Source organism: Klebsiella sp. HMSC16A12, from assembly GCF_001808265.1.
In the GTDB taxonomy this organism is placed as follows: Bacteria; Pseudomonadota; Gammaproteobacteria; order Enterobacterales; family Enterobacteriaceae; genus Klebsiella; species Klebsiella pneumoniae.
The window spans coordinates 153,123-165,173 of sequence record NZ_KV792647.1; the positions used below are offsets into that span (position 1 = coordinate 153,123).

The 12,051-nt window shown below is 53.8% G+C and carries 9 protein-coding genes; 5 read left to right on the plus strand and 4 right to left on the minus strand.

The window, feature by feature from the left end; translation table 11 throughout:
- Positions 1-291 precede the first annotated feature (291 nt).
- Positions 292-1,494 (plus strand): nicotinate phosphoribosyltransferase, encoded by a 1,203-nt coding sequence (gene pncB, locus HMPREF3140_RS24465; protein ID WP_070553146.1) that lies wholly within the window; start codon positions 292-294, stop codon positions 1,492-1,494.
- 42 nt (positions 1,495-1,536) lie between these two features.
- Here the strand turns inward: pncB and HMPREF3140_RS24470 are convergent, their stop codons facing one another.
- From HMPREF3140_RS24470 to dpaL, 4 genes are all read right to left on the minus strand, one after another.
- The gene (locus HMPREF3140_RS24470) at positions 1,537-2,703 is read right to left on the minus strand and encodes a M20 aminoacylase family protein (protein ID WP_004179190.1); all 1,167 of its coding nucleotides are present in this window, start codon (positions 2,701-2,703) and stop codon (positions 1,537-1,539) included.
- A gap of 18 nt (positions 2,704-2,721) precedes the next feature.
- Positions 2,722-3,960, minus strand: coding sequence for a Zn-dependent hydrolase (locus HMPREF3140_RS24475; protein WP_004141764.1), 1,239 nt, complete (start codon positions 3,958-3,960; stop codon positions 2,722-2,724).
- 24 nt (positions 3,961-3,984) lie between these two features.
- Entirely contained in the window at positions 3,985-5,274 is a 1,290-nt protein-coding gene (locus HMPREF3140_RS24480; protein ID WP_032411203.1) for an aromatic amino acid transport family protein, read from the minus strand.
- A 122-nt stretch (positions 5,275-5,396) separates the two neighbouring features.
- Complete coding sequence (gene dpaL, locus HMPREF3140_RS24485) at positions 5,397-6,608, minus strand: diaminopropionate ammonia-lyase (protein WP_071993187.1); 1,212 nt, start codon at positions 6,606-6,608, stop codon at positions 5,397-5,399.
- Between the two features lie 311 nt (positions 6,609-6,919).
- Between dpaL and HMPREF3140_RS24490 the strand changes: the two genes are divergently transcribed.
- The 4 genes from HMPREF3140_RS24490 to HMPREF3140_RS24505 all read left to right on the plus strand — a co-directional run bounded on the left by HMPREF3140_RS24490 (position 6,920) and on the right by HMPREF3140_RS24505 (position 12,006).
- A complete protein-coding gene (locus HMPREF3140_RS24490; RefSeq protein WP_002898209.1) occupies positions 6,920-7,381 on the plus strand; it encodes an Lrp/AsnC family transcriptional regulator in 462 nt (153 codons plus the stop codon).
- A gap of 175 nt (positions 7,382-7,556) precedes the next feature.
- The gene (gene asnS / locus HMPREF3140_RS24495) at positions 7,557-8,957 is read left to right on the plus strand and encodes an asparagine--tRNA ligase (protein WP_004183558.1); all 1,401 of its coding nucleotides are present in this window, start codon (positions 7,557-7,559) and stop codon (positions 8,955-8,957) included.
- Positions 8,958-9,548: 591 nt separating this feature from the next.
- Positions 9,549-10,628, plus strand: a complete 1,080-nt coding sequence (gene ompK35 / locus HMPREF3140_RS24500) for a porin OmpK35 (RefSeq protein ID WP_004141771.1) — start codon at positions 9,549-9,551, stop codon at positions 10,626-10,628.
- A gap of 187 nt (positions 10,629-10,815) precedes the next feature.
- Positions 10,816-12,006 carry an amino acid aminotransferase gene (locus tag HMPREF3140_RS24505; protein WP_002898202.1) on the plus strand — a complete coding sequence of 397 codons (1,191 nt, stop codon included), beginning with the start codon at positions 10,816-10,818 and terminating at the stop codon, positions 12,004-12,006.
- Positions 12,007-12,051: the final 45 nt, after the last annotated feature.

Consider the following 12,051-nt stretch of genomic DNA (forward strand, 5'->3'; position numbering starts at 1 on the left):
CAGTCTATTCCTGTTGTGTCAATCGCGCTATGCAGAATCTTCATCTTTTCAACGTGAAACACGGAAATCGCTACATTTTGTTAACACTCGCGGCACGAAATTCCCTCGACCCGACGCAAAGCTTGTGGTGTGATCCATGTTCAATATATTAAACTAGGCCTCGCAAATGACCGTCAGCGTCACCATTGCTCGCCATCGCGGGACAGAGTCGGGTAATAAAGGTATACTCCGCCTCCATTTTCCGCGTTGGTTTCGATGGAACGCTCCAGTGAGAGGATGCTACTGCGCACCATGACACAATTCACTTCTCCTGTACTGCACTCGCTGCTTGATACGGATGCCTATAAGCTGCACATGCAGCAGGCTGTCTTCCACCGCTACGGCGATGTGCATGTGGCGGCGGAGTTTCGCTGCCGCGGAGACGACCTGCTCGGCATCTATGCCGACGCGATCCGCGAGCAGGTGGAGTCCATGCGCGACCTGAGGCTGCGGGATGATGAATATCGCTGGCTGTCCACCCTTCCCTTTTTTCGCCAGGATTACCTCAACTGGCTGCGCGATTTTCGCTATGACCCGAGCCAGGTCACGGTCAGCAATGACAATGGTAAGCTGAACATTCGCCTTACCGGCCCATGGCGGGAAGCCATCATGTGGGAAGTCCCGCTGCTGGCGGTGATAAGCGAGTTGGTCCATCGCTATCGTTCACCAGAGATGGGCGTCGATCAGGCGCTCAACACGCTGGAACATAAGCTAGGCGACTTCGCCACCATGACCGCTGACCTCGACATGAGCGCCTTCCGTCTGATGGACTTCGGCACCCGCCGTCGTTTTTCACGCGAGGTGCAGGAAGGTATTGTGCGGCGTCTGCAGCAGGAACCATGGTTTGTCGGCACCAGCAATTACGATCTGGCGCGCCGTCTGAATTTAACCCCGATGGGTACCCAGGCCCATGAGTGGTTCCAGGCCCACCAGCAGATCAGCCCCAGCCTTGCCAGCAGCCAGCGGGCGGCCCTTGCCGCCTGGCTGGAAGAGTATCCCGACCAGCTGGGGATCGCGCTGACCGACTGCATCACTATGGATGCGTTCCTGCGCGATTTCGGTCCGGAATTCGCCACCCGCTATCAGGGGTTGCGCCACGATTCCGGCGACCCGGTGGAATGGGGAGAAAAAGCTATCGCCCATTATCAGAAGCTGGGTATCGATCCGCTGAGCAAAGTGCTGGTCTTCTCCGATAATCTCGACCTGGCGAAAGCCGTCGATCTGTATCGCCACTTCGCCTCGCGGGTGAAGCTCAGCTTTGGGATCGGCACCCGTTTACCCTGCGATCTGCCGCAGGTTAAACCGCTCAATATCGTGATTAAGCTGGTGGAATGTAACGGCAAGCCGGTGGCGAAACTCTCCGACAGCCCGGGGAAAACCATCTGCCACGATAAGGCCTTCGTCCGCGCCCTGCGCGAGGCTTTCGACCTGCCGCCGATTAAAAAGGCAAGCTAAAAAACATGGCCCGACGGCATTCTGCTATCGGGCCAATCAATATCACTCCTGCGGCAGACGGGTTCTGACGACCTCGGCAAAATACTCCGCGCCAGTTAGCAATATCTCATCATTAAAGTCGTAGCAGGCATTATGCAACGGTGTATTGCCCTGAGCATCTGAACTATCGCCGTTGCCTAAAAAGATGAAACAGCCGGGGATTTTTTGCAGAAAAGCGCCAAAATCTTCCGAAATCATCATCTGTGCGACGTTGCCGTCCACCTTCTCAGCCCCTACCACGTTAATCGCAGCGGTGACCGCTACATCAACGCATTGCTGCCAGTTCACCGTTGGCGCAAATTCATGGGTATAGCTGAACTGGCACGTCGCACCGTGCATCGCGCAAATCGCTTCGCTAATGGTACGCATTCGTTCTTCGAGCAGCATCTGTACCTCCGGTGCAAAGCTGCGCGTATCCCCTTTGATTTCGACGTGCGTCGGAATCGCATTGCGAATGCCATCGGTGTGCAGTTCAGTACAGGAAATGACCGCTGGCACGTTCGGATCAACATTTCGCGAAACAATTGTCTGCAAAGCCAGGATGATTTCCGCCGCAATGACCAGCGGATCTTTCGCCATATGCGGCCGCGCCGCATGCGCTCCCTGCCCTTTAATACGAATAATAAAGTTATCTTCACTGGCCATAATGCCACCGACTCGCGTGGCGATAGTCCCGGCTTTCATACCCGGCATATTATGCAGACCGTAGATTTCCTCTATGCCAAAGCGTTCAATAACGCCATCGTCCATCATCGCTCTGGCGCCATAGCCAGGTTCCTCAGCAGGCTGAAAAACAAAGCAGACCGTGCCGTTAAAATTCTGCCGCTGCAATAGCAACTGCGCCGCGCCCAGCGCAATGCAGGTATGACCATCATGTCCGCAGCCGTGCATCCGCTCGGCGGTCATGGAGCGGTAAGACCAGTCTCCCTGTTCGGTCAATTGAATGGCATCGATATCGGCACGAATAGCGATAACGCCCTTCCCGTCGCCGCATTTCAATCTCCCCACCACCCCGGTTTTGCCAATATCGCGGTGCACCTCAATGCCCATAGCTTCGAGCTTTTCGGCAATAAACCGTGAAGTATTCTGCTCCTCGAAGGCGCTTTCCGGATGGGCATGCAAATAGTGACGCCAGGCGATAAGCTGCTGCTTTAGCTGTTGCTGATTCATTCTCTGCTCCTGTAAACATTAGTCCATACGCTGGGCGCGCTGTAAAACCACCTGCAGCAGCACATTGGCGCCAGCAATCAGATCTTTGGCTGCGCTATGTTCTTTGACGTTATGGCTAATGCCATCGACGCAGGGGACAAAAATCATCCCGGCGGGACATACCGACGCCATAAATTGTGCATCGTGTCCGGCGCCGCTTGGCAAACGTCGGTAACTGAGCGCCTGACGCTCCGCCTCGGCTTCCACCGCATTGACGATCTCATCGGCAAAAATGACCGGATTAAAGCGCACCAGTGAGCGGCTGGTTATCTCCACGCCCTCTTCCTGCGACGTTTTCGCGACAAATTCGGCCAATTGCTGCTCCGCCAGACATAAGATCGCATTATCGGTATTGCGGAGATCCACTGACATGACGACATGGTTGGGAATGACGTTGATTAGATTAGGCTTCACGCTGAAATGTCCAACGGTAGCTACCTGATTACCACCAAGGCTTAGCGCCAGCTCACGGGCAAAAACAGCGATTTTCGCAGCCGCCAGCCCGGCATCACGTCTCATGGACATTGGGGTAGTACCCGCATGATTCGATACGCCTCTCAGGGTAAATTCCTGCCACGAAATACCCTGTACGCCGGTAACCACGCCAATATCAATCTGCTCTTTATCAAGAATTGGTCCCTGTTCGATATGCAGCTCAACGTAGCTATCTACCGCCATATCTCCCGGCTGACGTTCGCCTTTATAACCAATGTTACGCAGCGCTTCATCGAGCGTGATACCGTCGAGATCTTTTGCCGCGAGCGCCTGCGCCAACGGATACTCGCCGGCAAACACCACGCTGCCCATCATATCGGGCTGAAATCGCACCCCCTCCTCGTTAGTGAAGAAGGTTACCGCCAACGGTCGTCGGGTGCGGATCCCGGCATCCTGGAGGGTGGCAATCACCTCAAGGCCGGCCATAACGCCGTAGTTGCCATCGTATAACCCACCGGTGGCGACGGTATCGATATGTGACCCCATCATCACCATCGGCAACGTCTCCTCGCCGTGATAAACGCCGGTGACATTGCCGATAGCATCAATTGACACGCTCAGGCCCAGCGCCTTCATGCGGGCTACAACAAAGTCCCTGCCGGCTTTATCTTCGGCAGTCGCTGCCAGGCGGCATACGCCGCCGCCTGGCAGCGCACCATGTTCGCCAAGTGCATACAGGGAATCGATAAGCCGTTGGCCGTTAATCTGCAGATAATGACTCATATAACATCTCGCTAATAATGGTGGTTATTGGAACATGCCGTAAAAAATGGCAGATACGGTGATAAGACCGATCAGGGTGACGAAAACGTTGCTCGCTTTACCGCGCCAGGGGGCAAGCACCGGTAATTTATGAATGGCGTACATAGGCAACAGCAGCAGAATTGCCGCCCCGGTGGGGCCGCTGATGCATTCGATAATACCGAGGATACTGGGGTTCTTGTACGCGGCGAACCAGCAGGTAAGCACCATAAACACCAGGATGACCGCGTCGACGAGGCGAATACCTGGTTTTTTACCGCGTGCGGCGGCGGCCTCCAGAATCAGGTCGCGCAGCGATTCATAGGCGCCGATGTAGTGGCCAAGAAATGATTTAGTAATAGCGACAAAGGCGATAATCGGCGATAGCCAGGCAATAATCGGTGTATCGTACTGATTGGCCAGATAGGACAAAATCGACAGATTCTGGGCTTTGGCTTCCGCCAGTTGCTGCGGCGACAGGCTTAACACGCAGCTGAGAACAAAAAACAGCACCACCACCGTCATGAGCAGGATACCGTAGCGCTGGATCTGCGCACATTTACCCTCAGCGAGCACCAGACCGTAACGCTGCTTCTGGCGCACCACCATCGGCGAAATGATGGGATAGTGGTTAAACGACATCACCAGTACCGGGAAGGTCATCCACAGGGATAACATGATCCCCTGCCCATCGCCCGTGGCGCTGAAGCTTACGGTTTGCAAAATTGCGCCGTTCCAGTGCGGAATCAGAAAAAGTGCCATAAAAATAAGCGAGATGATGAAGGGATAAACCAGGGTGCTCATCACCCGCATTATCAAACGCTGTCCGAAACGGACGATAAACATCAGCCCGAGGATCAGAACGATGGCCACCAGCGACCGGGGAGGCTCGGCCATCGCCAACTGGTGGGTGATAAAGCTCTGCGCGGTGTTGGTGATAGCCACCGCATACATAATCAGAATGGTATAGACGGCGAAGAAATAGATGACGGTAAATACTTTTCCCGCCAGCGCGCCAAAATGCTCGCCAATAACATCGGTAATACTGCTTTCCGGCGTATTGGAAGAGTAAATGAATCTCGCCAGACCGCGGTGAGCCAGATAAGTAATAGGAAAAGCGAGGACAAAAACAATCAGCAGCGGCCAGAAGCCGCCAATTCCGGCATTAATCGGCAGAAACAGCACCCCGGCGCCAATGGCGGTACCGAACAGGCCAAGGACCCAAACGGTATCTTCGCTATGCCACTTTGCGGGATCGGAACATCCTTTATTGATAATTATATTTTCAGTATTCATCAGTCAGGTTCTCTCTATGCATGACGCGAAAGCGCGTATGTTTTCGTTATGAGTCAGAACGCTTGTCATACCGAGGGCTTGTAGGGTAGGTAAGATGGCCCCCTTGTTATTGTCGATAGCGCTCAACCATTACGGCCAAACCAGACGATGTCTTCATAGACATCGGGTGATGTATCTCCTTCCGTGCTGATTAACAGAACCTGTGCATCGGCATTCAGGCGCAGCGATTCGGCAAGCTCGCGATACGCCGGTTGAGTCATCAGCGCATAAAGCACTCCTGTGCCAATAGCGCCGGATTCCCCGGAGACAAAAGGTTCGTCAGTACCTGGTCGCGGAGCGGCCAACAGGCGCATGCCGTTGGCCGCCAGACAATCGTCGGTGGAAATAAAACAGGTGGCATGGTCGCGGAGCATTGGCCAGCTGGTGATGTTAGGTTCACCACAGGCAAGCCCGGCCATCAGAGTTGACATATCCCCGCCGACGCTGTGCGGCAGTCCGTCATTAATGGTTGCCGAGCGATACAGGCAGTTCGCCTTGTGCGGCTCAACGATGATGATGGTGGGAGCCTGCTGCTGCATCTTTTCGATGAAATATCCCATGATGCTACCGGCAAACGACCCGACCCCGGCTTGTAAAAACAGATGCGTCGGCATCGGCGCTCCGCTTTCTGCCAGCTGCTGCCAGATTTCAACAGCGAGGGTCATATAGCCTTGCATGATCCATGTGGGGATCTGCTCGTAGCCCTGCCAGGCGGTATCCTGGAGTAGAACCCATCCCTGCTCGCGCGCGGTTTTGGCCGCCAGCCGAACTGTGTCGTCGTAGTTCAGTTCAGTAATCGTGCATTCGGCGCCATGCCGGCGAATATTCTGCGCGCGTACCGGCGACGAGCCCTTTGGCATATACACCACCGCACGCAGCCCAAGCTGCTCAGCCGCCCACGCCACGCCACGTCCGTGGTTACCGTCGGTAGCAGTCACAAATACGATGTCCTTGATACGCGCCTTAATCACTGGTGAATTAAGCTCGGCAAAGCTCAACGTATTAATATCTCGCTCAAGCAGAGCGGCGAGATATTTCCCCATCGCATAAGATCCGCCTAATCCTTTAAACGCATTCAAACCGAATCGCTGCGCTTCATCTTTTATATGGATCGATCCCAGCCCCAGCCGCTGGCTTAAAAATTCCAGCTTACGCAGCGGCGTGACCCGGTAATCAGGAAATTTTTGATGGAATGCCAGCACTTCGTTCCCCACGCTTTCATTCAGCAGACTCAAGTCTGCTCCCTGGCCATAGGGCTGCCGCCGGGCGTTAAGTTGATATTTAATTGTGTCCACTATTCAGGCACCTCTATTTTCATATCGTCCTGCGACGATAACGTTATTTGCGACCATTCCGCCTAAACGACGGGTGCACGGATCCGTGCGGCCTGGGACAGGACGGTCGCTTTAAATTGGTTAAGTCAGAATGTGAGAGGCTTTTTGTCGCGATATACCGCTTTCCCACTGCCTGTGATGGTACACTGCGCCCGGCGGTTAATTGGCGCAAAGTTGCCCATCGCGCCGCAATTTTCACTCTGTTTTATCATTCACACGCAACAACGTTGCATTAGTGAGGTTGATCACAGGCTTTCAGGACGAGATATATGATGAAACTTGACGCATGGGATAAAAAAATTCTTACGCTCTTGCAGCGTAATAATCGCTTGTCGCAACGGGAGATCGCCGATCGGATCAGCCTGTCTCCTTCGGCAGTCAATCGGCGTATCGCTGCACTGGAGGATGCAGGGGTGATTAAAGGCAGTGTTAGCTTAGTGGACGCCAGTAAAGTGGGAAGACCAATCACCATTATGGTGCAGGTGACCATTGAGAATGAACGTCTCGATCTGCTTGAGGAGGATAAACAGCGTTTCGTAACCTGTCCGCAAGTGCAGCAGGTCTACTATGTCACTGGCGACTTCGATTTCCTGCTCGTGATCAACGTCCGTGATATGGCGGAATACGAAGCGCTAACCCGTGAACTCTTTTTTGCCTCGGGAAATATCAAGTCTTTCCGGACCATCGTGTCGATGCAAAATGCGAAGCAGGAAATGACGGTCATTATCGAGTAAGTCGTGTAAAAGTCGAAATGGTGAGCCAAAGAACGCCCCGGAGGTGTATTTATTTCCGAAATCCACCCTTCCCTGTGCGAAATCTACTTGTCTGATGGAAGATGACAGGTAACATAGATATCCCCCCGCTGTTGGGGGAAGAGACTTTTTTATTGGACTACATAGAGAGATTATTATGAGCGTTGTGCCTGTAGCCGACGTACTCCAGGGCCGCGTTGCCGTTGACAGCGAAGTCACGGTCCGCGGATGGGTGCGTACCCGCCGAGATTCTAAAGCTGGCTTTTCTTTCCTCGCCGTCTATGACGGTTCCTGCTTTGATCCTGTACAGGCCGTTATTAATAATTCTCTGCCCAATTACAATCAGGAAGTGCTGCGTCTGACCACCGGCTGCTCGGTGATTGTCACCGGTAAAGTCGTAGCTTCTCAGGGTCAAGGTCAAAGCTTTGAGATCCAGGCGACCAGCGTGGAAGTGACCGGCTGGGTGGAAGACCCGGACACCTACCCGATGGCGGCCAAGCGCCACAGCATCGAGTATCTGCGTGAAGTAGCGCACCTGCGTCCGCGCACCAACCTGATTGGCGCGGTAGCCCGCGTGCGTCACACCCTGGCGCAGGCGCTGCACCGCTTCTTCAACGAACAGGGCTTCTTCTGGGTTTCCACCCCGCTGATCACCGCCTCCGATACCGAAGGCGCCGGCGAAATGTTCCGCGTGTCGACGCTGGATCTGGAAAACCTGCCGCGTAACGATCAGGGCAAAGTCGATTTCGACAAAGACTTCTTCGGTAAAGAGTCGTTCCTGACCGTTTCCGGCCAGCTGAACGGCGAGACCTACGCCTGTGCGCTGTCGAAGATTTATACCTTCGGCCCGACCTTCCGCGCCGAGAACTCCAACACCAGCCGCCACCTGGCGGAATTCTGGATGTTGGAGCCGGAAGTGGCCTTCGCCAACCTGAACGACGTTGCCGGCCTGGCGGAAGCGATGCTCAAGTACGTCTTCAAAGCGGTACTGGAAGAGCGTGCGGACGACATGCAGTTCTTCGCCGAGCGCGTGGATAAAGACGCTATCAACCGTCTGCAGCGCTTTATCACCGCTGATTTTGCCCAGGTGGATTACACCGACGCCGTCACCATTCTGGAAAACTGCGGCAAACAGTTCGAGAACCCGGTGTACTGGGGCGTGGATCTCTCCTCTGAGCACGAACGTTACCTGGCCGAAGAGCACTTCAAAGCGCCGGTGGTGGTGAAAAACTACCCGAAAGACATTAAAGCGTTCTATATGCGCCTTAACGAAGACGGTAAAACCGTCGCGGCAATGGACGTTCTGGCGCCGGGCATCGGCGAGATTATCGGCGGTTCCCAGCGTGAAGAGCGTCTCGACGTGCTTGACGCGCGTATGGCAGAGATGGGTCTTAACAAAGAAGACTACTGGTGGTATCGCGACCTGCGTCGCTACGGCACCGTGCCGCATTCCGGCTTCGGTCTGGGCTTCGAACGCCTCATCGCTTACGTGACCGGCGTGCAGAACGTCCGCGATGTTATTCCGTTCCCGCGGACGCCGCGCAACGCGACATTCTAAATTTTTCTGACATCAATCTGAAAGGCCAGCGCAAGCTGGCCTTTTTTTATGTCAATTACTGTTAGTAAAATTCAACAACCTTAAACATCAAGATCCGGAAATCACAATTATGTTACGCACTGTTTCGGTGCATCCTGGTGATGCAGATCGCACTTTATGTTCATAACTGAGCAAAACCGCTGATAAATTTGCTCATTTTTTGACCTTTACCCGCACATCTTGCAAAGACAGAGACTGAATAAAAAGAATACGAATTCAATACACAAAATGAACGAATTGCCGCTTAGCCAAATTAATCATAAATAATTCATATAGATAGATAAGTAATGGCGTTTGCCCTTATCCGGTGGAACGGAATTTTGATTAAGCTCACAAAGTTCCGTTAAATACACATTTAGTTACATGATTTTTCGTTTTGTTACTCATATGAGATATTCGTAGCATTTTCCGGCTAGCGAAACGTTGTCGCGGATGGAAAGATGCCTTCAGACACCAAACTCTCATCAATGGTTCTGTAAGTTTTTATTGACAGAACTTATTGACGGCAGTGGCACGTGTTCATATAAAAAATATTAATGAGGGTAATAAATAATGATGAAGCGCAATATTCTGGCAGTGGTGATCCCTGCCCTGCTGGTAGCCGGTGCAGCCAACGCTGCAGAAATCTATAACAAAAACGGCAACAAACTGGACTTCTATGGAAAAATGGTCGGCGAGCACGTCTGGACCACCAATGGCGACACCAGCAGCGACGATACCACCTATGCCCGTATCGGCCTGAAAGGCGAAACTCAGATCAACGATCAGCTGATCGGCTACGGCCAGTGGGAATACAACATGGACGCGTCCAATGTTGAAGGTTCCCAGACCACAAAAACCCGTCTGGCGTTCGCAGGCCTGAAAGCGGGCGAATACGGTTCATTCGACTATGGCCGTAACTACGGCGCGATCTACGACGTCGAAGCGGCAACCGATATGCTGGTTGAATGGGGCGGTGACGGCTGGAACTACACCGACAACTACATGACCGGTCGTACCAACGGCGTCGCAACCTACCGTAACTCCGACTTCTTCGGTCTGGTTGACGGTCTGAGCTTCGCGCTGCAGTACCAGGGTAAAAACGACCACGACCGTGCGATTCGCAAGCAGAATGGCGACGGCTTCAGCACCGCAGCCACCTACGCGTTCGACAACGGTATCGCACTGTCTGCAGGCTACTCCAGCTCTAACCGTAGCGTGGATCAGAAAGCTGACGGCAATGGCGACAAAGCCGAAGCCTGGGCGACCTCTGCAAAATATGACGCTAACAACATCTATGCGGCCGTCATGTACTCCCAGACTTACAACATGACTCCGGAAGAAGATAACCACTTCGCTGGTAAAACTCAGAACTTTGAAGCAGTTGTACAGTATCAGTTTGACTTCGGCCTGCGTCCGTCCATCGGCTACGTACAGACCAAAGGCAAGGACCTGCAGTCGCGTGCTGGCTTCTCCGGCGGCGATGCGGATCTGGTTAAATACATCGAAGTGGGTACCTGGTACTACTTTAACAAGAACATGAACGTCTACGCTGCGTATAAATTCAACCAGCTGGACGACAACGATTACACCAAAGCGGCTGGTGTCGCCACTGACGACCAGGCGGCCGTGGGTATCGTTTACCAGTTCTAATCTGCAGTACACCCCTTCGTGATATGCCTTCAAAGCAGGACTTCGGTCCTGCTTTTCTGTATTCGTGAGACAAAGATCGTCTCTTTCGAAAACCTTCGCGCTTTTTGTCGCAAACGGTTGGCAATTCGTTATTCTCCCGTTAACCTGATAGCGGATTTCCCTTCAGTAATCACAATGGAACCTCGTCATGTTTGAGAACATTACCGCCGCCCCAGCCGACCCGATTTTAGGTCTGGCCGATCTGTTTCGTGCCGATGACCGCCCTGAAAAAATTAACCTCGGAATTGGTGTTTACAAGGATGAAACCGGTAAAACGCCCGTTCTGACCAGCGTCAAAAAAGCAGAGCAGTATCTGCTGGAAAATGAAACGACTAAAAACTATCTGGGCATCGATGGTATTCCTGAATTTGGTCGCTGCACCCAGGAGCTGCTGTTCGGTAAAGGCAATGCGATTATCGCTGATAAACGCGCCCGCACCGCGCAGACACCGGGCGGTACCGGTGCGCTGCGTGTCGCCGCAGACTTCCTCGCCAAAAACACCGACGTGAAACGTGTGTGGGTAAGTAATCCGAGCTGGCCGAACCATAAAAGCGTATTCACCTCTGCCGGGCTGGAAGTGCGCGAATACGCTTACTACGACGCGGCTAACCACGCGCTGGACTTTGATGGTCTGCTGGCCAGCCTGAACGAAGCCCAGGCGGGCGACGTGGTACTGTTCCACGGCTGCTGCCACAACCCGACCGGTATCGATCCGACGCTCGATCAGTGGCAGCAGCTGGCGCAGCTGTCGGTGGAAAAAGGCTGGCTACCGCTGTTCGATTTCGCCTACCAGGGCTTCGCCCGCGGTCTGGAAGAAGATGCTGAAGGGCTACGCGCTTTTGCTGCTCTACATAAAGAGCTGCTGGTCGCCAGCTCCTACTCGAAAAACTTTGGCCTGTACAACGAGCGCGTCGGCGCCTGCACTCTGGTCGCCGCGGATCAGGAGACTGTAGACCGCGCTTTCAGTCAGATGAAGTCGGTGATCCGCGCCAACTACTCCAACCCGCCTGCGCACGGCGCCTCCGTGGTCGCCACCATTCTGAGCAACGATGCGCTGCGGGCAATCTGGGAGCAGGAACTGACCGATATGCGCCAGCGCATCCAGCGTATGCGTCTGCTGTTCGTCAATACCCTGCAGGAGAAAGGCGCGAGCCGCGACTTCAGCTTTATCAGCCAGCAGAACGGCATGTTCTCATTCAGCGGCCTGACTAAAGAGCAGGTGCTGCGCCTGCGTGAAGAGTTCGCCATCTATGCGGTAGCTTCCGGACGTATCAACGTGGCCGGGATGACGCCTGACAATATGGCGCCGCTGTGCGAAGCCATCGTCGCCGTACTGTAAGCGATAGTATTCGGTATAAAGAAAAAGGCCGCGAATGCGGCCTTT

Coding starts and splice junctions, on each gene's coding strand:
- pncB (WP_070553146.1), top strand. CDS start 292: ATGACACAATTCACTTCTCCTGTACTGCACTCGCTGCTTGATACGGAT.
- HMPREF3140_RS24470 (WP_004179190.1), bottom strand. CDS start 2,703: ATGAATCAGCAACAGCTAAAGCAGCAGCTTATCGCCTGGCGTCACTAT.
- HMPREF3140_RS24475 (WP_004141764.1), bottom strand. CDS start 3,960: ATGAGTCATTATCTGCAGATTAACGGCCAACGGCTTATCGATTCCCTG.
- HMPREF3140_RS24480 (WP_032411203.1), bottom strand. CDS start 5,274: ATGAATACTGAAAATATAATTATCAATAAAGGATGTTCCGATCCCGCA.
- HMPREF3140_RS24490 (WP_002898209.1), top strand. CDS start 6,920: ATGAAACTTGACGCATGGGATAAAAAAATTCTTACGCTCTTGCAGCGT.
- asnS (WP_004183558.1), top strand. CDS start 7,557: ATGAGCGTTGTGCCTGTAGCCGACGTACTCCAGGGCCGCGTTGCCGTT.
- ompK35 (WP_004141771.1), top strand. CDS start 9,549: ATGATGAAGCGCAATATTCTGGCAGTGGTGATCCCTGCCCTGCTGGTA.
- HMPREF3140_RS24505 (WP_002898202.1), top strand. CDS start 10,816: ATGTTTGAGAACATTACCGCCGCCCCAGCCGACCCGATTTTAGGTCTG.